At 49.0% G+C, this 23,776-nt stretch carries 23 protein-coding genes, 2 pseudogenes and 1 riboswitch; of the genes and pseudogenes, 13 read left to right on the top strand and 12 right to left on the bottom strand.

Annotation, left to right across the window (positions count from 1 at the left end; all coding sequences use genetic code 11):
* Positions 1-31: 31 nt before the first annotated feature.
* Positions 32-114, bottom strand: a riboswitch (ZMP/ZTP riboswitch).
* Positions 115-324: 210 nt separating this feature from the next.
* Positions 325-1,068 carry a metal-binding protein ZinT gene (locus CZ379_RS22485; protein ID WP_110933657.1) on the top strand — a complete coding sequence of 248 codons (744 nt, stop codon included), beginning with the start codon at positions 325-327 and terminating at the stop codon, positions 1,066-1,068.
* Positions 1,069-1,207: 139 nt separating this feature from the next.
* Here CZ379_RS22485 and CZ379_RS26830 read toward each other — a convergent pair.
* From CZ379_RS26830 to CZ379_RS22470, 3 genes and pseudogenes are all read right to left on the bottom strand, one after another.
* Positions 1,208-1,474, bottom strand: a pseudogene (locus CZ379_RS26830) (DUF1698 domain-containing protein); the annotation flags it as partial.
* 6 nt (positions 1,475-1,480) lie between these two features.
* The gene (locus tag CZ379_RS22475) at positions 1,481-2,062 is read right to left on the bottom strand and encodes a DUF4256 domain-containing protein (protein WP_110933656.1); all 582 of its coding nucleotides are present in this window, start codon (positions 2,060-2,062) and stop codon (positions 1,481-1,483) included.
* 495 nt (positions 2,063-2,557) lie between these two features.
* The gene (locus tag CZ379_RS22470) at positions 2,558-3,133 is read right to left on the bottom strand and encodes an NAD(P)H oxidoreductase (RefSeq protein WP_110934514.1); all 576 of its coding nucleotides are present in this window, start codon (positions 3,131-3,133) and stop codon (positions 2,558-2,560) included.
* A gap of 238 nt (positions 3,134-3,371) precedes the next feature.
* Between CZ379_RS22470 and CZ379_RS22465 the strand changes: the two genes are divergently transcribed.
* Both CZ379_RS22465 and CZ379_RS27015 read left to right on the top strand, forming a co-directional pair.
* Positions 3,372-3,743, top strand: a complete 372-nt coding sequence (locus CZ379_RS22465; RefSeq protein WP_110933655.1) for a winged helix-turn-helix transcriptional regulator — start codon at positions 3,372-3,374, stop codon at positions 3,741-3,743.
* A complete protein-coding gene (locus CZ379_RS27015) occupies positions 3,709-3,840 on the top strand; it encodes an AraC family transcriptional regulator (protein ID WP_110933654.1) in 132 nt (43 codons plus the stop codon). Before CZ379_RS22465 ends, CZ379_RS27015 begins: the two co-directional genes overlap by 35 nt.
* 182 nt (positions 3,841-4,022) lie before the next feature.
* On the opposite strand, the pseudogene CZ379_RS22455 reads toward CZ379_RS27015, so the two are convergent.
* Together CZ379_RS22455 and rlmD are read right to left on the bottom strand one after the other, a co-directional pair.
* Positions 4,023-4,379 (bottom strand): annotated as a pseudogene (locus CZ379_RS22455) (MFS transporter); the annotation flags it as partial.
* A gap of 54 nt (positions 4,380-4,433) precedes the next feature.
* Positions 4,434-6,014: a 23S rRNA (uracil(1939)-C(5))-methyltransferase RlmD gene (gene rlmD, locus CZ379_RS22450; RefSeq protein ID WP_110933653.1), complete on the bottom strand. Its 1,581-nt coding sequence runs from the start codon at positions 6,012-6,014 to the stop codon at positions 4,434-4,436.
* Between the two features lie 217 nt (positions 6,015-6,231).
* Between rlmD and recQ the strand changes: the two genes are divergently transcribed.
* A complete protein-coding gene (recQ, locus tag CZ379_RS22445) occupies positions 6,232-8,076 on the top strand; it encodes a DNA helicase RecQ (protein ID WP_110933652.1) in 1,845 nt (614 codons plus the stop codon).
* A gap of 12 nt (positions 8,077-8,088) precedes the next feature.
* Positions 8,089-9,981, top strand: a complete 1,893-nt coding sequence (locus CZ379_RS22440) for a B12-binding domain-containing radical SAM protein (protein ID WP_110933651.1) — start codon at positions 8,089-8,091, stop codon at positions 9,979-9,981.
* A gap of 577 nt (positions 9,982-10,558) precedes the next feature.
* On the opposite strand, the gene CZ379_RS22435 is transcribed toward CZ379_RS22440, so the two are convergent.
* From CZ379_RS22435 to CZ379_RS22420, 4 genes are read right to left on the bottom strand one after another with little or no spacing between them, the layout of a single operon-like run.
* Positions 10,559-11,500, bottom strand: a complete 942-nt coding sequence (locus CZ379_RS22435; protein WP_110933650.1) for an alpha/beta hydrolase — start codon at positions 11,498-11,500, stop codon at positions 10,559-10,561.
* A 28-nt stretch (positions 11,501-11,528) separates the two neighbouring features.
* Complete coding sequence (locus CZ379_RS22430; protein ID WP_110933649.1) at positions 11,529-11,927, bottom strand: VOC family protein; 399 nt, start codon at positions 11,925-11,927, stop codon at positions 11,529-11,531.
* Positions 11,928-11,954: 27 nt separating this feature from the next.
* Positions 11,955-12,536: a tRNA 5-(aminomethyl)-2-thiouridylate-methyltransferase MnmM gene (locus CZ379_RS22425; RefSeq protein WP_110933648.1), complete on the bottom strand. Its 582-nt coding sequence runs from the start codon at positions 12,534-12,536 to the stop codon at positions 11,955-11,957.
* Position 12,537: 1 nt separating this feature from the next.
* On the bottom strand, positions 12,538-13,488 hold the full coding sequence (locus CZ379_RS22420) for a tRNA modification radical SAM protein MnmL/YtqA (protein WP_110933647.1): 951 nt from the start codon (positions 13,486-13,488) through the stop codon (positions 12,538-12,540).
* 385 nt (positions 13,489-13,873) lie between these two features.
* Here CZ379_RS22420 and trmB point away from each other — a divergent pair, with 385 nt between their 5' ends.
* The gene (gene trmB, locus CZ379_RS22415) at positions 13,874-14,581 is read left to right on the top strand and encodes a tRNA (guanosine(46)-N7)-methyltransferase TrmB (protein ID WP_110933646.1); all 708 of its coding nucleotides are present in this window, start codon (positions 13,874-13,876) and stop codon (positions 14,579-14,581) included.
* A 130-nt stretch (positions 14,582-14,711) separates the two neighbouring features.
* Here trmB and CZ379_RS22410 read toward each other — a convergent pair whose 3' ends face one another.
* Positions 14,712-15,845 carry an MGDG synthase family glycosyltransferase gene (locus tag CZ379_RS22410; protein ID WP_110933645.1) on the bottom strand — a complete coding sequence of 378 codons (1,134 nt, stop codon included), beginning with the start codon at positions 15,843-15,845 and terminating at the stop codon, positions 14,712-14,714.
* 52 nt (positions 15,846-15,897) lie between these two features.
* Positions 15,898-16,425, bottom strand: coding sequence for a phosphatase PAP2 family protein (locus CZ379_RS22405; RefSeq protein WP_110933644.1), 528 nt, complete (start codon positions 16,423-16,425; stop codon positions 15,898-15,900).
* Between the two features lie 615 nt (positions 16,426-17,040).
* On the opposite strand from CZ379_RS22405, the gene CZ379_RS22400 reads away from it, so the two are divergent.
* The 5 genes from CZ379_RS22400 (at position 17,041) to CZ379_RS22380 (ending at position 20,232) form a co-directional block, all read left to right on the top strand.
* Positions 17,041-18,279 carry a glycosyltransferase family 2 protein gene (locus CZ379_RS22400; RefSeq protein WP_110933643.1) on the top strand — a complete coding sequence of 413 codons (1,239 nt, stop codon included), beginning with the start codon at positions 17,041-17,043 and terminating at the stop codon, positions 18,277-18,279.
* Between the two features lie 259 nt (positions 18,280-18,538).
* Positions 18,539-19,033 (top strand): translation initiation factor IF-3, encoded by a 495-nt coding sequence (gene infC, locus CZ379_RS22395; RefSeq protein WP_110933642.1) that lies wholly within the window; start codon positions 18,539-18,541, stop codon positions 19,031-19,033.
* 76 nt (positions 19,034-19,109) lie between these two features.
* Positions 19,110-19,310, top strand: coding sequence for a 50S ribosomal protein L35 (rpmI, locus tag CZ379_RS22390; RefSeq protein WP_019639356.1), 201 nt, complete (start codon positions 19,110-19,112; stop codon positions 19,308-19,310).
* A gap of 30 nt (positions 19,311-19,340) precedes the next feature.
* Entirely contained in the window at positions 19,341-19,700 is a 360-nt protein-coding gene (gene rplT / locus CZ379_RS22385; RefSeq protein ID WP_055109039.1) for a 50S ribosomal protein L20, read from the top strand.
* A 217-nt stretch (positions 19,701-19,917) separates the two neighbouring features.
* Entirely contained in the window at positions 19,918-20,232 is a 315-nt protein-coding gene (locus tag CZ379_RS22380) for a hypothetical protein (RefSeq protein ID WP_110933641.1), read from the top strand.
* Between the two features lie 16 nt (positions 20,233-20,248).
* On the opposite strand, the gene CZ379_RS22375 is transcribed toward CZ379_RS22380, so the two are convergent.
* Positions 20,249-20,704, bottom strand: coding sequence for a GNAT family N-acetyltransferase (locus tag CZ379_RS22375; protein ID WP_110933640.1), 456 nt, complete (start codon positions 20,702-20,704; stop codon positions 20,249-20,251).
* 685 nt (positions 20,705-21,389) lie between these two features.
* Here CZ379_RS22375 and ilvB point away from each other — a divergent pair.
* Positions 21,390-23,135: a biosynthetic-type acetolactate synthase large subunit gene (gene ilvB / locus CZ379_RS22370; RefSeq protein ID WP_110933639.1), complete on the top strand. Its 1,746-nt coding sequence runs from the start codon at positions 21,390-21,392 to the stop codon at positions 23,133-23,135.
* Positions 23,135-23,629: an acetolactate synthase small subunit gene (gene ilvN, locus CZ379_RS22365; protein WP_199925736.1), complete on the top strand. Its 495-nt coding sequence runs from the start codon at positions 23,135-23,137 to the stop codon at positions 23,627-23,629. Before ilvB ends, ilvN begins: the two co-directional genes overlap by 1 nt.
* Positions 23,630-23,776 lie beyond the last annotated feature (147 nt).

The raw sequence follows: 23,776 nt of genomic DNA, 5'->3' as shown, positions 1-23,776 counted from the left end.
AAATAAAAAAAGCATCTGGTCACTAAACCAAATACTTTGCCCAGGCGTACGGCTAATATGAACATATGTGCTTCCTCGTGGTTCTCCACGTTTACGCCAGTCGCACATAGATTTATTGATTGTTATATTTATAACAAATGTTCCTGTATTTTACAATAGGGTTTTATGAACTAAGGGAAATGATGGGCTAGGGTAAAATGAATGTTGTATAATCGTAAATATTACGAATTATATTGACATTAAATTCAAAACGTAGTATATTCGCAGAGGTGTAAATAGTAATAATTACGATTTGCATAAAAAAGGAAAAGGAGAGAGTTTATTATGAAAAAAAATCTTGCCCAATCCATTGCCGTGTTCTGCTTAACAGGTGCGATGCTTACAGGCTGTCAGGAAAATGAGAAAACGCCAATTGAAGAGGCTTCTGTTTCTTTGGAATCTGCAGGAAGCACTGATCTAAACCATGATAGCCATGATCATAACCATGACCACAGCCATGGCAATCATGATCACCATAATGAGAAAGAGAAAGAAATATATGCGGGAATATTTGAAGATGACGAAATTAAAGACCGGGAATTATCCGATTGGGGAGGGGACTGGCAATCTGTCTATCCATACTTGTTAGATGGAAGTTTAGATAAGGTATTACATAAAAAAGCCGAAACAAACAAAGATAAAACCTTTGAAGAGTACAAGGAATATTACTCAGTCGGATATAAAACAGACCTTGAACGCATCGTTATTCAGGATAATACGATAACATTTTATAAAAGCGGGGAGGGAAGAACAGGAGAGTATAAGTATCATGGCTACGAAATCTTGACTTATGAATCTGGAAAAAGAGGCGTTCGTTATTTGTTTGACTTAGTTGGAGAAGCAGTCGGCGTACCAGCACATGTCCAGTTCAGTGATCATAATATTTATCCCACCAAAGCCGGCCATTACCATATCTATTTTGGAGATGAAGATCATGCCACTCTATTAAAAGAATTGGAACATTGGCCAACTTATTATCCTACTAATCTGGATGGAGAAGAAATCGTAGATGAAATGAATGCACATTAATTTGTTGCTATCAGGCGATCATCCTTTACAATAGTTATAAAAAAAGGCATCAAGATTTTTCATCTCGATGCCTTTGTAGCTTTATGATATAGGTTATTTTTTCTTCGCTGAAATAATTAGCAATCATAGGTCGGCGAAGCTCATCTTCCATTCCACTAACAGTGTGAAGCAGATGTTCCGATGGTTGAGGTTCTACAACTCCAGTGACAGCTTTAGCACCTTGCTCTACGGCATACTGACAATGCCAGCCAAATCCACACCCTAAATCCAAAACTCGTTTATCCTTAAGCGTTGGCAACATTGATTCAAGGGTCTTCTATTCGCCGGCCCCAGCAAGCCCCTTTGTGGAACGATCCATCTTACTGTATTTTTCAAAAAGTATTTTCATACAAAATATTGTCGTCATTAAAATTTAGACCCTTAGCGAGCCGCGGAATCCTCTGGCGGCATAGTAGGATTCTGCTCCATTGTGATACATAAAAACAGTGTCGTAACGACGATCGCAAAAAATAGCTCCCCCGAGTTTTCTAATGCTGGCAGGCGTTAGCACCCAGCTTGATGTTTTCTTATCGAAATCTCCAAGTTTCTGCAGCTCCCGGTATTGTTCTTCCGTTAAAAGCTCAATGCCCATGGCAGTTGCCATTTCAATAGCACTATTTTTTGGCTTATGTTCTTTTCTTGACTCCAGCGCTTCATGATCGTAACAAACACTTCTGCGGCCCTTAGGACTTTCAGCGGAACAATCGTAAAAAATGTATTCGCCCGTCTTATTGTCATGGCCAACCACATCCGGTTCACCGCCAGTCGTTTCCATTTCATGGAGCGACCATAGTTTTTCGGTACTCGCTTCAAGCTTTGCTTGTATGTCAGCCCATTCAAGATCATTATGCCGGATCATGTTTTTTTCAAAACGGGCTTTCAATGTTTTGAGCAATCCTTCACATTGCTCTGGCAACAGCTCCATTTTATTACTGGATTCACTTCTTTTTGTCATGCTTATTTCTCCCTTCAAATATGCTATTTCCTCAAGAGCGACACACAGCACTCCACATGTGTAGAGTGCCCATTATTGACAAATAGTTTAGGGAGCAGTTAAGCCCTCATAAATTCTGGATTTCTGAAGTTACAAAATAAAGCAATTCTGCCGTCCACCGCTATCTCTATTTGATTTGACCAGACGATGAAGGACTACGCGAAGCATTTCCTCATCCGTTATTTCCAAATCAGCAAACTGCTGAATTTTCTTCTAAAATAGGTGCCATTGCTAAACGATGAGGTAATTCCATATTTCCAATTTTAATTTTACTCCACAATTTGTCCATTTTGTACACTCCTTTTTAAATTATGTTAGCAACCTAATACGTATCACTAGGTTTTCTGTAACGTCAACTTTTGAAGTAAGACCCTCAAATAAGATGCAAATTCACATTATTGGTTTAGCGCATTTCTTTTGACAGATTCCATAGAGTTCAGACTTAACTTAAGGCTACTATTCCTTGGCATAATTTAACCCTAAGTGATAAGCTTGGTTAAGCAACATCTCATAATGCTTGGGATTAGAATCCAAAGTCTCGTATAAAAATTCGACCTTGGAATTGGAAACACCGCAATAATCTGCAATTCCCACATTGAGCAGATGAGTAATCATTTCATCATAGTTACGCTTTTTTAACTGTTCTTTGGAAGCGCCCGCCAAACCAATCCACAAGACATGCTGATGATGAAGTTGCTTCGAACCGTACGCAAACCCATTGTTCCATACACGATCAATATAACCTTTTAGCATGGCTGGTAAATGCCACCACCAAATTGGAAAAATAAATACCAAGGCATCATGCTCCTTCATTCGCCTGATTTCCATTTCCACCTCAGGGGAAAAGGACTGTTCCGCAGCTGAACCGTCAGGTTCATCTACTCCTTTTAAAACAGGGTCAAAGCCAATCCCGTGTAAATCCAATATCTCATAGTCGTGGCCAGCCTCGGCAAGACCTTGTACGAAACGATCGGCAACCTGAAAGGTCAGGGAATCTTTTCTCGGGTGCGAAACAACGCTTAATACTCTCATACTTGTATCTTCACTACCTTTCTCAACAGCTAACTTGTAGCCATGATCAATGACTGAGGCTATTATAAACAGTAGGAGCATAATTTGGAAGTACGCACTTTTAAGTTCTATAGGATGATACAGGTACCATAGGAACATGGAAGTACCCTAGGTAGAATCCCTAGAAACTGGCCTGAGTAACGGATGGAAGCGGTTTGTTGTTCTAAGCAAGCGTAGCCTTTTAACGGAGGAATAAGAGATGATTGAAAAGAGGAATAACAGCGTTCAAAAGAAGTATAGAGTTGGAGTGGAGGCGGCATTAGAAGTAATGGGGGGGAAATGGAAGCCTTTAATCATCTATCATTTGATGACAGGACGGAAACGGACGTCTGAGCTTCGGCGGTTAATGCCCGACATTACGCAAAAGATGCTGACCACTCAACTAAGAGGCTTGGAAAAGGATGAGATTGTTGCACGAAAGGTCTATAAAGAGATCCCACCTAAAGTGGAGTATGAGTTAACTTCCTACGGCTGGGGATTAAAACCTGCGCTAGACCATTTATGCTTTTGGGGAGAGGATCACCTGGAAAAGGTTCATGGCGACAAATCCAAGGTTATGGAAGAGTTTTAAGGCTGAAAGGATAGGCTATAACGCCCAATATTTTAGCACGACATTCAAGAATTATACCGGCTATACCCCTTCCGAATTTCGAGAGTCAGAGCATTAATAACTAATGGAGATGATAGCCACAATACACATGCCACATGCAAAAGCCAGCTTCCTATCGTCAGCGTAATTATGACGGAGGGAAGCCGGCTTATTGTTTATTCCTGAGGCAATGAATGAAGCCTAAGCCTGCCTCTACTAAGTCTTGCTCCTCTGCCGTCTGGAGTGAGCGGAGCTGCGAGAACCGCCAAATATGATTTTCCAATCGTAGGAAGCAGCAATCACCCGTCCAAGAGGAACCCCGATAATCAGCGAGGTACTAAATCCCATAAGAAGTGTTGCGATGGCGCTGCCCTGTTTATCAGGCGGAGCCAGCTTAGTGGCTACGGTCAAGGCAGTTACGAAGAATCCCCCCGTACTGAGTGCCAAGATAACCCGAGATCCGATTAAAAATCCAAAGCTTGAAAAAGCAAAGGTAATTGCGTTTCCAACGACGAATATTCCCAACGAATAAAGCAGCAGCTTTCTCCGCTCCATGCGTGCGGTAAGAGCCATAAGCAATGGCGTACCCAAAGCGTAAGCAAGTGCAAAAACAGTAACTTATCGACTCCACATGTGTTGCCCGTCTGTCCAGTTCTTAATTCAGCGAATCTGTCACTTCTCTCTTCTCACCATCAATATTACCACTTCCACATGACTTGTCTGCGGGAACATGTCCACCGGCTGCACCCATTCGAGCGAGTAGCCGCCGTCCAGCAACTCCTTGCAGTCCTTCGCCAAGGTTGAAGGATTGCAAGACACGTACACGAAGCGCTTCGGCTTTGTCCGCAGCACCGCGTCAATGAAGCGGGGATCAAGCCCGGTTCGCGGCGGGTCGGCGATGATGACGTCGGGCTTGAAGCCGGACTTCACCCAGCGGGGAAGCAGCTCTTCGGCGCTCCCCTCGTGGAAGGAGGCATTGCCGCGGTCGTTGCGGGCCGCGTTTGCCCTGGCGTCCTCCACCGCTTCGGGGATCGACTCTATGCCGCGCACCTCGCTGGCGTAAGGGGCGAGCCATAGCCCGATCGTACCCGTACCGCAGTAAGCGTCGACGACGACTTCCTTGCCCGTGAGGGCAGCCGCAGTGCGCACCGATTCATACAGCTTGACTGTCTGTAGCGGATTTAGTTGGAAGAAGGCGCGAGGGGAGAGGGTAAACTCCAGATCGCCTAGCGCTTCCTCGATGCTATCCGCGCCCCAGAGTACCGTCGTCTTGTTGCCGAACACGAGCGAGGTGTTCTTCGGATTGACGTTCAGAGCGATGCTGGTCAGCTCCGGCATGGCCAGCCTTAGCTCCTTAATCAGTAGACCCAGCCGCGGAATGCGGTCATTCGCTGCTACTAGCGTTACTTGCAGCTGCCCAGACTGGAAGCCCCAGCGTACGACGATCGTGCGAACGAGCCCCTGATTGCTTTTCTCTTCATAGACCGGAATATTCAGCCGCTGCAAGACATTTCTCGTCTTGTCGACCGCCTCATTCACCTTCGGATGCTGGATCGGACAGCCCGTAATATCGATTAGCTTATGCGAATTCGCAGCATAAAGTCCGGCAATGACGCCTTCCTCCTGCAAGCCGAGCTGCAGCTGGGCCTTATTGCGGTAGCCCCAAGGGTGTTCCATGCCGAGAATCGGTTTCATGCGAAGCTCTTGCATGCCGGCATAACGAGAGAACGCTTCGCGCACGATCTCCTCCTTGCTCTTCAACTGGCCGGGATAAGAGATATGCTGAATTTGGCAGCCGCCGCATATGCCAAACACCGGACATGGCGCATCGACCCGCTGGGGCGACAGCTTCTCGATTTTCACGATCTCTGCGCCAATGAACTTGTTCTCGATTCGGGTTACCTTAGCATGAACAATTTCATCCGGCAGCGCTCCTGTGATAAAAACCGCCTTGCGGCGGTAATATCCGACGCCCTCGCCATTAATGCCGAGCCGTTTGATCGTAACGACGATTTGATCGTCGATACGCAGCTCCTCGGCATGCTCACGCCCGGAGATGCGGGTCTGCTGCTTGGCATTATGCGAAGCATCCGGCCTTGTCCGTAGGGATTTGGGGGACTTGGCACCGCGTAGCTCCTGCTGACTCGCGCTTCGGGTCGCTCCAGACTTTGCATATCCGCCAGCAGAATGCTTGCTTTTTGACGCCCTGTTGTTATTTTTATGTTGATTAGGGGATCTTGGCGATTCCTTCATGATTGATTTAGCTCCATCCTTATAAAATGTACAAATCCAATATACCACGCTGATAGGACAACCACCATGCAGGGGCTGAAAAGGTGTCAAAAACGTTCGGCTTCCTCGAAAACCGCTGCAAAATGTAAAACCGTTTGCCCAACGCGCCCACTCCCGGTAAACTGGATAAGGAACGTATGCAATAAACGATGGTTATAAGTAAGGAGCTTATTTTCTAATGAATATGCAATCCAAGCAATCCACTTTAATGGAACAAGCCAAATCTTATTTGCAAAAATATTACGGTTACCCTGATTTCCGGGAAGGCCAGCGAAAAATCGTCGAGAGTGTCTTGACTGGCGCCGACACGCTCGGCATTATGCCGACGGGCGGCGGAAAGTCCATCTGCTACCAGATTCCCGCGCTTATGCTGCCCGGTCTTACGCTCGTTGTGTCGCCGCTCATCTCGCTCATGAAAGATCAGGTAGACGCGCTCACAACAGCCGGGGTATCTGCGGCTTATATCAATAGCACGCTGTCTGGCAAAGAGGTGAACGAGCGCATCCGGGCGGCGAGAAGAGGCGAATTGAAGCTGCTGTACGTCGCGCCGGAGCGGCTGGAGCTCGACTGGTTCCGCGAGGAAATGGGCAGCTTGACGATTTCCTGTGTCGCCGTTGACGAAGCCCACTGCGTGTCGCAGTGGGGTCATGATTTCCGCACGAGCTACCTCGCAGTGGCCCCGTTCGTGAACGGGCTGCCAGATCGGCCGATCGTGGCGGCATTTACGGCGACGGCGACGCCGGAGGTCATGGACGATATGACCCGGCTCCTCCAGCTGCGTGAACCGGAAGTGTTCGTCACCGGACTTGGTCGCGACAATTTGGCGATGTCCGTGCTGCGCGGCGAGAACAAGCGCGATTTCGTGCTGAATTACGCGAAAACGCACGGCCACCAGCCGGGGATTGTCTACGCGGCGACCCGCAAGGAGGTCGACGATCTGTACGAGCGGCTTCGTCAGAGCGGCATTCCGGCTGGACGATACCACGCGGGACTGTCCGACAATGAGCGGGATTCAAGCCAGGAGGCGTTTCTTTATGACGATATCCGCGTCATGGTCGCGACGAATGCTTTTGGCATGGGGATCGACAAATCCAACGTCCGTTACGTCATTCACTTTAATATGCCGAAGAATATGGAAGCTTATGTACAGGAGGCCGGCCGCGCCGGACGGGACGGGGAGGCTAGCGAGTGCATTTTGCTGTTCAGCCCGCAGGACATTATGACGCAGAAATTCCTGATCGAGCAGAACCCGCAGGATGATGGGCGCAAACGCAATGAGTACCGCAAGCTGCAGCAGATGATCGAATACTGCTATTCGACCAGTTGCCTGCGCTGGGGCATGCTCGACTACTTCGGGGAGAAGCATGACCGCAAGCCTTGCGGCATTTGCAGCTCCTGCACCGATGAGCGCGAGCTGGCGGACATGACCCGGGATGCCCAGATCGTGTTCTCCTGCATTCATCGGATGAGGGAGCGCTTCGGCGTCACGATGGTTGCTTCGGTGCTCAAGGGCTCCCGCAACAAAAAGGTGCTCCAATACGGCTTCGATAGCTTGCCCACGTATGGCATGATGCCAAAGCGTACCGAGAAGGAGATTTCCGAACTGATCAATGTATTTATAGCCGAAGGGTATCTCGCCCTTTCCGAGGGACAATATCCGGTCGTCCGGCTGCAGCCTCTGGCGGTCGATGTACTGAAGGGGCAGCATCAGGTGATGATGCGCGAACCTGAGCCGGCAGCGGCCCAGACTGCGGGAGGCAGCCGTCGCCGCAGAGGGGCTTACGACGATGATCCGTCAGCCGTCAATGAGACGGTATTCGAGCAGCTTCGCCTCATCCGCCGGGATTTGGCCGAGAAGGAGCGCGTGCCGTCCTACATTATTTTTAACGATGCTACTCTTCGCGAAATGAGTGTTGTTTGCCCGACGAGCGAAGCGGATATGCTGAACATTAAAGGAGTCGGGGAAGTGAAGTACCGTAAATACGGACAGGCGTTTCTCGACTTTTTTCAAAATATGGAATAGGACTGTGAAATCATGAAGGTTATTTTAACTACATTAAATGCAAAATATATCCACACCTCGCTGGCGATCCGCCTGCTAAAGGCTTACAGCGGAAATGAGTTTGATATCGAGCTCGCCGAGTATACGATTAAAGACCCAACGATGAACATCGTGTCCGACTTGTTTCAGCGCAGGCCCGATGTGATCGGGTTCTCCTGCTATATTTGGAACATTGAAGAGACGATTCGCGTTATTGATATTTTGAAAAAAGTGCTGCCGGAGACGACCATCGTCCTCGGCGGGCCGGAAGTATCCTATGATTCGCAGTACTGGATGGAGCGCGTCAAGAGCGTGGATTTCATCGTCATGGGAGATGGAGAAGAGACATTCCACCATCTGCTGCAGGAGCTGTCCGGGGATCGCAAGTTCCATTATGTGTTCGGAACCGCATATCGCAAAGGCGACGAGGTGATCGTCAATCCGGGACGGCCTAAGTCCGATCTGAACACGCTGCCTTCTCCGCATCGTTTTCCCGAGGATCTTCCGGATCTCAGCAAGCGCATCATTTATTTCGAGACAAGCCGCGGCTGTCCGTTCAGCTGTCAATTTTGCTTGTCCAGCATCGAGGTCGGTGTGCGGTACTACGATATTGAGAGGGTAAAGTCGGACTTGCTGTATCTGATCGATAATGGGGCCAAGATCATTAAATTCCTTGACCGAACCTTTAATATCAACCGCAGCTATGCGATGGAAATGTTCGAATTCCTGATCGAGAACCATCGCGGCTGCATTTTCCAGTTTGAAATTACCGCGGACATTATGCGCCCCGAGGTACTTGATTATCTGGCTGAGAATGCTCCTCCGGGCATCTTTCGGTTCGAAATCGGTGTGCAATCAACGAATGATCCGACAAATGAGCTGGTGAAGCGCCGACAGAATTTTACGAAGCTGACGCGCACCGTGACCAAGATTAAGGAAAGCGGCAAAATCGCTCAGCATCTGGATTTGATTGCTGGACTCCCGCTTGAGGATTATGCCACGTTCCGCAAGACATTTAATGATGTGTTCGCGCTGGGGCCGGAGGAACTGCAGCTCGGCTTTTTGAAAATGTTGCGCGGCACCGGTCTTCGCAACGACGCGGCAAAATACAACTATAAATATATGGAGCACGCTCCTTACGAAATGCTCAGCAATGATGTGCTGTCCTTTGCTGACATCGTTCGATTGAAGCGGCTGGAGGACGTGCTAGAGAAATACTGGAATGCGCACCGGATGGATCATACGCTAAATTATCTGATGAAGGCAGAATTCGACTCCCCGTTCGATTTCTTTCAGGAATTCGGGGATTTTTGGGAGGAGCAGGGGTGGCAGCGCATCGGCCACCAGCTTGAGGATTTGTTTCTCCGTCTGCACGAGTTTCTTGGCCAGCGCGAGCTGAGAACGCCGGATGTCGTCCTGGGGCTCATGAAGCTCGATTACTTCCTCGGACATAAGTACAAGCCGCGCAAAATCTGGTGGGAAGATCGTATCGGGAAGGATGCTCGTGGAAGGTATTTGAGTGTGCTGGCCGAGCAGTTGGAGGGTCAGCCTGGGCAGTTTGCCGCACAGCAGGAGGGCCGCCTGCCTCAGGTCCCCGGGCGAGCCGAGGGTTCGTCTGAGCAGATTACTGAGCGGCTTGATGGTCGGCATGAGCAGGTTGCTATACTGCGGGAAGGCCGTCCGTCCCAGCTCACCGGGCGAAATTTGAGCGAGCGCGAATTGCAGAAGTTCGCCGTTCTAGAGGAACTTCCGTTCCGGCTGGAGGATGTACTAGGGGGCAAGGAGATCTCTGCGGAGAGCATGGAGCCAAGCCTGCTGGTCGTACTGTATCAGCAGACGGAGGACGAGAAGCCACTGTTTTGTTCGTGGCCGCTTGCGAAGGTTTAAACAGTGAATAACATTAAGCGGATAATAAATAGATTTTGAATTATACAAACATTAAATGAAATGATATTAGATGGATTTAATGCGATCTAATGTATTTGATGCATTTAAAAGGTGCGCTTGATCGTTGAATGTACCAACTAGATGGATTCATGCAGTTAGATTGCGGTGAAAAGGCGAAGAAGGGCTAAAAGCAATGTTCTAGTTGCAGAAATACACCTAGATCCAAGCAGAGTGTTGAGTATGTGTTAAAAAATAAGCACAAAGAACCGCCCATGTTTTTTTGGGCGGTTCTTTGAATTATGCAGCGCATGAGCCTGTCGCTCATGTCCCTCAGGCATTCGCTCGCGCTCTTCCCGGCATTCGCCGCAAGTGGCTCAACGCAATTGCTCGCCCAGTCCCCGGCAGTGCACCAGCCTGTCGCTTTATATAATCACACGCATATCTCCAGCATTCGCCCCGTGTCACACCCGACAATCGCTCATGTCCCTCAGGCATTCGCTCGCGCTCTTCCCAGCATTCGCCCCGTGTCACACCCGACAATCGCTTATGTCCCTCAGGCATTCGCCACGCGTGTGCACTAGCCGGTCGATACGTGGCGCTCCAGCCAGTCGACGAGATCGCGAGTTACCTCATCCCGGTTCGTCTCGTTCAGCATTTCATGACGGCCTCCAGAATAGAGCTTCAACTCAACGTCCCTGATCAGCAGCAGATTGTACAGCGCAGCAAGCTTCCTTACACCGTCGCCCTGCAAGCCTACGGGATCTTCGTCACCGCTGAAAATATAGATCGGCTTGTCCTTCGGGATTTTTCTCATCCGCTTCGGACGATGGATTTCCTGCAGCAATGAGAAGAAGCCTTGGAAAAATCCGGCGCTGCACAGAAATCCGCAATGCGGATCTTCTACGTATTTATCCACTTCCGCTTCATCTCTGGAGAGCCAGTCAAATGGTGTGCGGGGCGGGAGAAAACGTTTGTTGTAGGTTCCGAAAACAAGTCCGTTCAGCATTAAGCTGGGGTGGCGCTCACCTTGCACGAGACACTGCAGCCTGGCCAGCTTCTCGCCGAAAGTCAGCAACCCGCGCGGCCCGTTGGTTCCGGAAAGAATGAAGCCGGAATAAGGTTCCGGCGCGGTGTACATTATTTTTTGCGTCAGGAAGGATCCCATGCTGTGACCTAGCAAAAATAAGGGCAAATCGGGGTGGCGATCCCGGATAATCCGGCTAAGCGCACTCATATCCCGCACCATTCCGCCAAAGCCGTCTTTCCCGATACAGCCCAGCTCAGCGTCGGTTCCCGCCGTTTTGCCATGTCCTCTATGGTCTCCCGCGAAGACGATCCAGCCCCGCGCGGTAAGCACTTCGGCTAGGCGCGCATAGCGTTTAGCTGTCTCTGCCATGCCGTGGGCAATTTGCAGTACGCCCTGCAGCAAACCACTGGCACTCTTTCCTTCTGGATACCACACATAGACGAACACTTCGTTTTGCGCATCGTTGGTGAAAGTAAAAGTTTGCTCCAGCAACGGATTCACCTCATTTCGGGACGTTATTTTACGCTAAATGCGCAGGCTCTAGGAATTCGATTCGTTCTCCATCCGGCCCATTAAAGAAAAAGAGACGGCTGCCGTTTGAGATCGAGCGAATCTCAGGATCCAAGCCTGATAGGCCAAGTCCGGCGATTCGCTTATATTCCTCTTCAATGCGGCTGACCGTAAAGGCGATATGATGCACGCGACCTTCGCTTGGCAGCTCTGCGCCGCCTCGGAGAGAGATCAATTCGATTTCAACGTTGTCCTGACCTGGGAAGGCGAGGAAGGCAAGGCGCAGCTCGTCGTCTACTTCGCCGAGAATATGCAGCAGCTTAAGTCCGATCACCCGCTCATAAAATTCGATGGAATCCTCCAGCGCGGAGACGCGGATGCCGATATGTTCAATTTTTCGAACCGTCATATATTAAACTCCCCTTATCGTATTTTTTTACTTTTTTTCGATAGCAATCAAATAAGGTGCGGCCGGCTTCTGGATTTGCCGATATACGATCGTTTGCCCGGAGGAAGGCGGAAGAGAAGCCGCCCAACTCTCCACAGCGCTTGCCTCTGCGTCGCCTCCCGCATGTCCCGGGTAGAGCACGGTGGTAACAATTCCCTTTGGCCTAAGCAGCCTGAGGCTGGATTCAAGCGCGGCCAGCGTGCTGTCCGTCAGCGTAATAACGTTGGCATCAGCCCCCTCGGCAGGAAGATAACCGAGGTTGAACATGATCGCGCCTATTGTTCCGCGAAGTTCTCTTGGCAGCGCCTCTTCCATCTCTGAATGGCTTCGCTCCAGCAGCGTAACCTCAGCCAGCCGGGCTTCAGGCTCTCGATCCAGCCGCTGCCGAGTAAGAGCAAGCGCTTCAGACTGGATATCGAAGGCATACACCTGCCCGCGGCGGCCGCAAGTACGAGCGAGGAAGAGGGTATCCTGGCCGGTACCCGCCGTAGCGTCGATTGCGGGCTCGCCAGGCTGCAGCCGTTCTCCGATCAGTTTATGGGCGAAGCTCAGTACAGACATGAAGCCCATCTTATCCCCTCCAGTATTTTCCTTGCCAGGTGTCTCTTTGTCTCAGCTCGCTGTCGATCGAGTTGAGCACCTCCCATTTTTTCAAGCTCCACATCGGGCCGATCAGAAGCTCTCTTGGCGCATCGCCGGTGAGACGGTGCACGATCATCTCCGGCGGTAGAAATTCAAGTGTATCGACGATGAGCTTCACGTACTCGTCCTTCTCAAGAAAACGAAGTAGCCCCGCCTCGTATTGCTTGACCATCGGCGTTTTACGCATCAAATGCAGCAGGTGAATTTTGATTCCCTGTACATCCATCGCCGCAACGGCTCGGCCGGTCTCCAGCATCATTTCATGGCTTTCCTGCGGCAGCCCGTAAATGATATGCGTACATACGCGAATATTGCGCGCCCGGAGCTTCTCGACCGCATCCAGGTAACACTGCGTATCATGGGCTCGGTTAATGAGCTGAGAAGTAGATTCGTGAATAGTCTGCAGCCCCATCTCAACCCAAAGGTAAGTCCTTTCATTGAGCTCGGCCAAATAGTCCACAACATCGTCAGGCAGGCAATCCGGACGCGTAGCGATCGACAAGCCGACGACGCCAGGCTGCTCCAGAATGGCTTCGTAGTATTCCCTCAGCTCCTCGATAGGGGCATACGTGTTCGTATAGGCTTGGAAATAACCGATGTATTTTGCTTGGGGCCATTTTAAATGCTGTCTGTCGCGAATTTTGTTGAATTGAGTCACAAGATCGTCGCGTCTGCTTCCCGCAAAATCACCGGATCCGCGGGAACTGCAGAATGTGCACCCGCCTTTGGCAATGGAGCCGTCACGGTTTGGACAAGTGAAGCCTGCATCCAGCATCACTTTGAATACTTTTTCGCCAAACTGTTCGCGCATCTCGGTATTCCAGGTATGGAAACGTTTATCTCCCCATAGCTTGGGTAGAGAATTTAGTTCTATATTCATCAGAACTCCTTTATATTGTCGTAATAATTTGATATTGTCACAAAAGTTTACTGCTTGAAGCAATTCCCGTTAAGCCGCATTAACTGGGGATTGCCATTGCTTTATTGTATCAAAATATGTGGAAAAATGGGAACAGCACCCGGCTACTTTCTTGCGATAGATTACAGATTATGTTATTTTGAATGTATTACAAATTAGGTTTGGACCCCAATTCCAAATATATCGAAAAAGGAATCTGCGTAAACCGTCTCCCCGGCGGCCGCAAGATTCCTTTTTCATTGTTCTCCCCTTTACAAGAGGGACGATCTTCGGCACAATAATTGCAGTATCAGAAAACTTTGTGGCATGAGCCACAATCATGGAATATAGAAAGCGGAGGAATGACATGCGGTTACGCGGCAGAAAAGGAATTCGGGAAAACCTGGAGCAGCAGCAACATCTCGTTGTCTTGGAACCACGGGAATACAAGGGACGCTGGTCTGAGGTTTTTGGCAACGACCGTCCGATTCATATTGAGCTGGGAATGGGTAAAGGACAGTTTATAAGCGGAATGAGTGTGAAATACCCGGATGTTAATTTTATAGGCATGGATATGTATGATGAGTTGATTCGCAGAGCGAGCGAGAAGGTGCGCGGGATCTGGCAGGAGCAGGGTCAGGAGGAGCCGCAAAGCGTAAGGCTGGCGCTGGGAAATATCGAGTCAATCGAGGAGTTTTTTGCGCCGAATGAGGTCGAGCGGATTTATTTGAATTTCAGCGATCCGTGGCCGAAGAAGAAGCATGGTCGCCGCAGGCTGACCCATCCGAGATTTTTGGAGAAATACCGCTCCTTGCTCAACGAGAACGGAGAGATCCACTTCAAGACAGATTCTAGAGAGCTGTTCCAGTTCTCTTTGAACGCATTTGCGGCTTGCGGGCTGCAGATGAGTAACATCTCGCTGGATCTCCATCAGGGGGGCATCAATGAAGAGCATGTAATGACAGAATACGAGACTAAATTCGTGAATCAGGGAGTGAACATTCACCGCTGCGAGGTGATGGTTGGAGAAGCGGCTTTGTCGCGCTATCATGAGCATAAAATGGAGCAGTTCTAATGCGCCTTGCGCATATCCTAATGATAACAGGCCACCGAATCATCGGCGGCCTGTTTGGCTTGAGCGAAGAAGGCTGTCCCGCGCTTGATAGCGAGTACGCTTCGTCGTCGATAGTTTAAATTTTTCTTCCTCAAGAGGGCACTTTGCTTTCGTCCAGCAAGTCCATGATCACTTGGGCGCTCTGCATCGGATGATATTTGGCGATTTGCTCAAGCACCTTCTCTCTAGCAAGGGCCACCTCATCGTAGTGATCCGTCAGGCGATAAATCCATTGCTTGATATCGTCGAGCGAGTTCATCAAGGTTCCCCAGCCCTGTGATTCGAAATATTGGGAGTTCTCCTCCTCCTGGCCCGGGAGAGGCTTATGGAATAGCATTGGTATTCCTTTGGCTAATCCTTCTGTACAGGTCATGCCTCCGGGTTTCGTAATCAGCAGGTCGGATACTTCCATTAATTTATCAATTTCCCGAGTGAAGCCGAGAAGCCGAATATTTGGATGAATGAATCGGGGGTCTTTTTTCATCTTTTCCAGCGATTTCTGATTGCTTCCGAAGCAGAAAATGACCTGGATTTTGTCGCTATGCAGAGCGAGTAATGAATTGACCGACTCATCCTTCATAAATCCCCAGCCGCCGCCCATGACTAGGACTGTAGGCATATCCTTGAGGGCGAATTGACGGCGAATTTCTTCTTTGCTATGTCTTTCCCAGAAGTTCGGATGAACGGGAATGCCGGTTATTCGGATTTTGCTCTCATCCACATCCCGTTCGAGCAGCTTTACTTTGACCTGCTCCGTAGAGACCAGATAACAGTTCACTTCCCGACTGACCCATGTTCCGTGCGCGTCATAATCTGTAATGACGGTACAGAGGGGGACATTTAGACCTAGGCGCTTCATACGCGAAATAACAGCGCTAGGAATCGGATGGGTGCATACAATGACATCGGGATGGAGCTGGCGGATAATCTGAGTGGCACGTGTGTAAAATATCCGATGGAGCGCCGCCGTCGTCAATCGGTTCAAGGATCTCTTATAATTGCTGCGGTACATCATTCGTACAAGACGGGGCTGCGTTGATACCGTTTTTTTGTATGCCGTAATGATCAGTGGAGCCATTCTAGGGTTCAGAAAGCTACCAAGCTCGAGTACCTTCGTCTGAATGTGAGGTGCTAGCTTGCGTAGACTGCTGGAAAGCGCATAGGCTGCCTGGGTATGACCGGCTCCAAATCCCTCAGATAAAAGCAAGACTCTTTGTTTAGACACTTTCGATTCACCTTTTCTCAGAAGGTTTTTCCTCGACTTAACAATATCCCCTTTATGGCCATAATGCAACTGTGCCAAAGGCCGTTAAGGTGCCAACTGCGGCGCCTGCCAGGACGTCTGAAGGATAGTGCAAGCCGAGATATATTCTAGAAATGCCAACCAACAACGCGATCGGTCCGAATATTAACGAAAGCCCTGGTTCGAGCAGCATGAACGGCATCGTGACGGAGAAGATCGCTGTTGTATGGCCTGATGGAAAAGAATGATCCGTCAGCGGATTACGGAACGTTTTTGTACCCGGGAGGGTTAAATATGGACGAACCCGCGGGTAGGTCTTCTTGACAAGCGCTACGGGAATATGGCTGGCAGCAAGCGCTACACAGGACTGAAGACCTACAATGCTCCAGGGCTTCGGTGCCAAGATCCATACTAGCAGCGAAGAGCAGATCGTAAATGTGGCTCCTCCCAGGTGAGTCAGGTAATAGAGCCAGAAATTTAGAAAGCTGCCGTGCAGGCGGCCGTTAATCCCTACAAAAAGCTTTTGGTCGAACCGTTTTAATATTTGCAATAATCGAGTCATATAATCCCTCCGCTATAGTTGCCCGCGAGAACGGCCAAGAAACTGCTATAGATCCAATCCGTCAAATGCAGCAAGGCATTTTCAGGTTAGACTTATCATATTTTTAATCCGTGATCATTTCAAGGACAGAGGCCTTATTTTTTGTTTGAAGTTATTACCCTAATTTTGACTTTGCGCCTATCCACCTTATACAATGATTCAAATCATAGCAAAAAAGTTTAAAATAAAATGAGCAATTTAGTAAACTTTTATGCTTTATTATTCGTTTATGTTTACAAAGGCCGTGTATATAAGCTGCTTACGCTCAATTCATGAGGTGCAGATGAAATAAAAAACGCCAAAATTGATGAAAATAAGAAATAACCGCACCCTCCGCAGGTAGCGGTGGCGTCGTATGCGATTATAGCGCGACTTCGCTTATATTTGGGGAAGGATGGCACAAGATGGACTTTGACAAATGCTGCAAAGTCATGGAAAATCTTTATGCGCTGCAGAAGATTTAATTTTTTCCAGGAACGATGAATACGCAGGGTCATGACTTAGAGAAACAAAAGCCCACTTAGAGAAAAAAAAGAATCGTAAATTTAAAAGGGGTTAAAGGGGGTATACGAAATCATGATGGACACCATTTTGATATCGTTGCAAATCGTACTGGCCGTAGTTGGGATCTATCAATTTGGCTTGGCTTTGTTCGGGATGTACAAGAAAAAGAAAAAAGTTCAATTCCCGCCGACGAAGTCATTTGCGGTGCTGGTAGCAGCGCATAACGAGGAGACTGTAGTCGGAGCCTTGATGGAAAATTTGAAGCAGCTGAATTACCCGAAAGAGCTTTATGACGTATTTGTCATTTGCGACAACTGTACCGACAGAACGGTAGACATCGTTCGCAGCCATGGCATGACCGCTTGCATTCGCACGAATGAGAATTTGCGAGGCAAGGGCTATGCCATCGAATGGATGCTGAAGCAGCTTTGGAAAATGCCGCGCCAATATGATGCGGTCGTCATGTTTGACGCCGATAATTTGGCACATCCGGATTTTCTGAACGAAATGAACAACGATTTATGCTCTGGCGCCCGCGTGATTCAAGGGTACATCGATACGAAGAATCCGGAGGATTCCTGGATTACTGCGGCTTACGGTATTTCGTACTGGTACTGCAACCGTCTATGGCAGCTCTCAAGGCATAATTTAGGCCTGGCTAACTTCCTTGGCGGTACGGGCATGTGCTTTGAGACCGAACTGCTGAAGGAGATTGGCTGGGGTGCAACAAGCCTGGTAGAGGATCTCGAGTTCACGATGCGCTGCGTCGAGAAGGGAATCCATCCTGTGTTCAACTATGACGCGAAGCTGTTCGACGAGAAGCCGCTCACATTCAAAGCGTCCGCTCGCCAGCGTCTGCGCTGGATGCAAGGACATTTTACGGTAGCTCGACGCTATTTCTTCCCGCTTCTTTGGCAGAGTATCAAAGAGCGGAGCATGGTAAAGCTGGATATGGCACTCTATGGAGCGAACGTATATATCGTGCTCATTACGTTCTTGCTCACCGCCTTGATCTGGATCGACCAGTCCTTCTTTAACGGCCCGAATATCGCCACGTTGTACGGATATTTGCCGTTATGGATATCGTTCGTTGCGATTGCGGCCAATGTGTTTATTTTCCTGGCTGCAATGGTACTCGAGGAGGTTAAGTCAAAGAAGGTTTACGCGTACCTCGTCTTGTTCCCGTTGTACTTGATTTCCTGGTGGCCGATCACTTTCTATGCGTTCTTCACGCAGAACAACAAGCAGTGGAGCCACACCGAGCATACGCGCGTCGTTCGCTTGGAGGAAGTTCAGAGCAAGCAAGGTTAATGCTTGACTATTGTTTGACGATGTGGTAAATTATTTGAGCATGGAACAAAGAATATGGATTGTAAGCAGAGGCGCTGTCTTCTCACCTGTCCGATGATGTCGGCTGGTTTTGATCCGATGATTTATGAATATATCTATTCATGATGAATTGATGATCAATTTGGGATGCAGGTGGACACCTGCATCCCTTATTTAGTTTAAAACAGGTCATAACGACCGAAGATTAAAGTGGAGGTGTAGAATTATCAGTAAGGAACATTTGATCAATGATGAGATACGGGCGAAGGAAGTCCGTTTGGTAGGCGCTGAAGGTGAACAAATCGGCATCAAGCCGATCCGCGAGGCACTGCAAATGGCCATCGATCTGAATCTGGATTTGGTGAACGTGGCGCCGACGGCTAAGCCGCCGGTATGCCGAATCATGGATTACGGCAAATTCCGTTACGAGCAGCAGAAGAAAGAGAAGGAAGCCCGTAAGAATCAGAAGACAGTGGACATTAAGGAAGTATGGTTTCGTGCAAACATTGACGAGCATGACTTCCAGACTAAACTGCGCAATGTGATCAAATTTTTAAAAGAAGGCGACAAAGTGAAATGCTCGGTGCGTTTCCGTGGCCGTGAAATTGCTCATGCTGATAACGGAAGGAAAATTCTGGATCGCGTGAAAGAAGAGGTTGCAGAAATTTCTTCGATCGAGCGGATTCCTAGGCTTGAAGGCCGCAGCATGATTATGATTTTGGCACCGAAAAACTAAGCGCCCGCTTGCATGGAGCTCCGTTGATACAGAGCTGCTGCTAAGCTGTGCCCACAAACTTTGAGGGGGAAGTACAATGCCTAAAATGAAAACCCACAGCAGCCTGAAAGGCCGCTTTAAAATTACAGGATCGGGTAAAGTAAGACGTTACAAAGCGAACCGCAACCACTTGCTGTCCCACAAGTCCAACCGTCGCAAACGCGTTCTGGCGAACAGCCCTGTAGCTTATGCTGGGGATGTTAGACGTTTGAAACAGCAGCTTGCAAATCTGAAATAATTCACTTAAATTTCTGGGAGGTTTATTGATATGGCAAGAGTAAAAGGCGGATTCGTTGTTCGTCGTCGTCATAAAAAAGTATTGAAGCTTGCTAAAGGTTACTTTGGCTCGAAACACCGTATTTTCAAAACAGCTAACGAGCAGGTAATGAAATCCCTGCTGTACGCATATCGTGATCGTCGCACGAAAAAGCGCGATTTCCGCAGATTGTGGATCGTACGTATCAATGCTGCAGCTCGTCTGAACGGACTGACTTACAGCAAATTGATGCATGGCTTGAAGCTGGCTGAGGTGAACATCAACCGTAAAATGCTGGCTGATCTTGCTGTGAACGATTTGAACGCATTCAACTCCTTGGCTGCCGTAGCTAAAGAGAAAATCAACGCATAATTGTTGCATCAGCGCTTAACAGGCGCCCCTTTTGGGGCGCCTGTTTTTATTTGCTCTCAACACGCTTTTTTATATAGGCAAGGCGATGGTGGAAGCGAAAGGACTCCCTCTTGAATACACTGATATGAAGACGAAGCGAATATTTTGTAGGATGAACTGGCGGGTCGTTTTGTCTCGGATCTGAAAGTAAATCTCTTATTCGGGGAGGAAGATTGAAGTGAGCAAATCGGTTACGAAAAAAGAAGCCGAGAAATGGCTTGGCAAATCTATAACTGCTGTGAAGAAAGATGGCACCATCGTTACGGGCAAGCTGGTTAAAATAAGCGGAAATCGTCTTATCGTTCGGCAGCCAGGCAAAAAAGTGAAAACAAAGGCGCTTATTCCACTTGTTTTATTTGATCTGCTGGCAATTGGAACGGGACCATACGGCTACGGCTATGGTTACGGAGGGTATCCTTATGGTTATGGCTACGGGTATGGAGGCTATGGCGGATACGGAGGCTACGGCTATCCATACGGTTATTACCGGTAGAAGCGCCATAACTGGCCTAGAGTCGCATAAGAAGCTTTTTTTCCAATTCATAGCATCGCGATACGGGAATATACCGAACCATATCATAACCGGACTTTTGGTAGAAAAGGTGGGCCCGGGCATTATCCTGGTCCACCATGACTTTTGCTTGAGTGCAGCCTCTGGAGCCTGCCAAGTTTTCTGCATGCGCGATTAGGGTTTTGCCGTGGCGCTTGCGCTGCTGCTGGGAAGCAACGGCCATCATATCGATGTACAGCAGCTCACCATGGATCATGAAATGGATAAAGCCTATGGGATCAGCCTCATAATAAGGTGAGGCGACGAGAGTTATGCCTCGCGTAAGCCGCTTGGGAATATCCTGAATTGTTTTCTCCAAATCCGGTTTGGACATGCTGGAATGAGGGACAAGCTCCTTCTTGATAAGTTGGATGATGATCGGATCATCCTGTTGAGGTCTTCTATATCGGATCATTCGCTCGCACTCCTCCTTGCACTGCGTATTTAGGCACTTTATACATCATATGAAGGGGGAAGGCGGATCGGTTCCTATAAAATCAATCTGCGGCAATGCTGGGAATATAATTCCTTGGAAGGATTTTAAAAGCAAAGAAATGATCCGGGAAAATAAGTTTTCCAAAGACCTTTTATCCCTGTAATTCAGCAGTGTGATGAGGTGTTTTGAGGAATCGCGATGAAACATGTGGCAAAAGGGTATTGACTCTATGCGTGAACTAATCATATAATGTGTCTAAACATTTTTAACGTTCATAGTGTATCTGCGATGAAGAGGACGAAGGTTTAAGGGCTCTTTGCTCAGAGAGTGGATGGATTTGCTGAGACCATTCACCATTAATCCCTTAAATGCGAGCTCACCTCGGAGCTGTTTTCCTGAAAAGCGAAGCCGAAGAATGATCACCACGATCATTTCTGTGCAAGCCTATTAGGGAAAATCGTTAGGTCTGCGTTAGAGACCACGGGTAAGGACATAGCTGTCTCTACTCGTCAAGGCTTGGCACTGTGAAGTGTCAGGTGAAAATGGGTGGTACCACGGAAGCGATAACCTTTCGTCCCTCGGAACAGGAGACTGTTCTGGCGGGCGGAAGGTTTTTTTGTTGTATTTCTTTAGAAATACTTAAATTTTGGAAGGAGGATGACTGATGAGCGCGCAAATACCAGCAGTGCGGTCTACAGAACAATTACGTGAGAAATGGATGAAACCAGAAGTCATTACGGGATCTGAAATATTGCTTCGGAGCTTGGTGTTGGAAGGTGTCGAATGCGTCTTCGGATACCCAGGCGGGGCCGTATTGTACATCTATGATGCGTTGTATGGATTTAACGACTTTCATCACTTGCTGACAAGACATGAGCAGGGAGCGATTCATGCGGCTGACGGCTATGCACGGGCGAGCGGCAAAGTAGGGGTATGTATCGCAACTTCGGGACCGGGGGCGACGAACACGGTCACCGGAATAGCTACAGCGTTCATGGACTCGGTTCCTCTGGTGGTTATCACCGGGAACGTCGTATCCAGTCTGATCGGAACGGATGCCTTCCAGGAAGCGGATATTACCGGCATTACGATGCCGATTACGAAGCATAGCTATTTGGTTCGCAGCGTAGAGGAGTTGCCGCGTGTCATTCATGAGGCATTCCACATCGCCAATACGGGGCGCAAGGGGCCGGTGTTGATCGACATTCCGAAGGACGTATCCGCGAACAAGACTTTGTTCCAGCCGGTACAGACCGTTAACCTTCGCGGCTATAATCCAAAGGTTGTTCCGAACCATCATCAATTGGAGAAGGTAGCGGCAGCGATTAAAGAGGCTGAGCGTCCGGTGATCCTGGCCGGCGGCGGTGTCGTCTATTCCGGGGGCCATGAAGAATTGCTAGAGTTCGCTACTCGGACGGAAATTCCGATTACGACGACGCTTCTAGGCTTAGGAGCATTCCCAAGCGGAAATTCCCTATGGATGGGCATGCCGGGGATGCATGGAACGTATACGGCTAACCAGGCGATTCAACAATCGGACTTGCTGATCAACATCGGAGCTCGCTTCGATGACCGCGTCACAGGACGGCTTGACGGATTTGCTCCTCATGCTAAAGTAGTACACATCGATATCGATCCTGCGGAAATCGGCAAGAACGTGCAAACGGAAATCCCGGTAGTCGGCGATGTAAAAACAGTCCTCGAACTGCTTAATCCATTAGTGGGACGCGCCGACAAAGCGGATGCTTGGAGAAGTCAGGTCAGTCAGTGGATGGCTGACAAGCCGTATAAGTACAAGGATTCCGAAACAGAGCTCAAACCGCAATGGGTTATCGAACTGCTGAATGATACGACGAAGGGCGAGGCAATCGTGACGACTGACGTAGGTCAGCACCAAATGTGGGCCGCCCAGTATTACAAGTTCAATCAACCGCGTTCTTGGATCACATCCGGCGGGCTTGGTACGATGGGCTTCGGCTTCCCGTCAGCGATCGGGGCACAGATGGCCCATCCGGATCGGCTCGTCATTTCGATCAACGGCGACGGCGGCATGCAGATGTGCGCGCAGGAGCTTGCGATTTGCGCCATCCATAACATCCCGGTAAAAGTTGTCGTCATCAATAACCAGGTACTCGGCATGGTACGCCAGTGGCAAGAGCTCATATATGAGAATCGCTACAGCTATATCGATCTAGCCGGAAGTCCGGACTTTGTGAAATTGGCGGAGGCATACGGTGTGAAAGGACTGCGGGCTACCAATAAGGAAGAAGCCAAGCAAGCCTGGAACGAAGCAATGGACACGCCGGGGCCTGTGCTGGTGGAATTCGTGGTCAGCAAAGGGGAAAACGTGTATCCGATGGTCACCCAGGGTTCCACCATTGATCAAATGTTGATGGGGGACTGTGAATAATGACAACGACAATGACAAGCCATACAATAGCGGTATTAGTGAATGACCAGCCCGGAGTTCTGCAGCGTGTTTCCGGCCTGTTCGGTCGGCGCGGTTTCAATATCGAGAGCATCACCGTTGGCCAGTCCGAGGAAGAGGGATTGTCCCGGATGGTCATCGTGACTCAAGGCGATGATAAGACGCTGGAACAAATCGAGAAACAGCTGTATAAACTTATCGATGTCATTAAGGTAGTTAATCTTAGCTCCAAGCCGATGGTCGCCCGTGAACTGGCGCTGATCAAAGTGAAATCGGAGCCGGCGGAGCGCCCGGAAATTATGGGCGTCGTCGAAACCTTCCGCGCTGCTGTAGTTGATATCGGGACGAATAGCATGATCGTGCAGGTCGTCGGCGACACGGAGAAAATCGACGCCATGATCGAGCTGCTCCAACCATACGGCATACGCGAGCTGTCTCGCACCGGTGTGACGGCGATGATTCGCGGTAACGCCTAGGAAAGTATTAGGTAGCTTGATACTAACCTGATTAATGCTTAGGCAGCTTCTAGGGCAATACTTCATATTCAAATCCCGCATCGCTGAGCGGGTGCTTGAGAGGATCGATTCAATTCGCCAAGCAATCGACTTCTGAAGGGAATCGAT

Source organism: Paenibacillus bouchesdurhonensis (assembly GCF_900155685.1).
Lineage (GTDB): Bacteria > Bacillota > Bacilli > Paenibacillales > Paenibacillaceae > Fontibacillus > Fontibacillus bouchesdurhonensis.
Note: the sequence above shows the minus strand (reverse complement) of the source record. Positions and strands in the feature narration are given on the sequence as shown.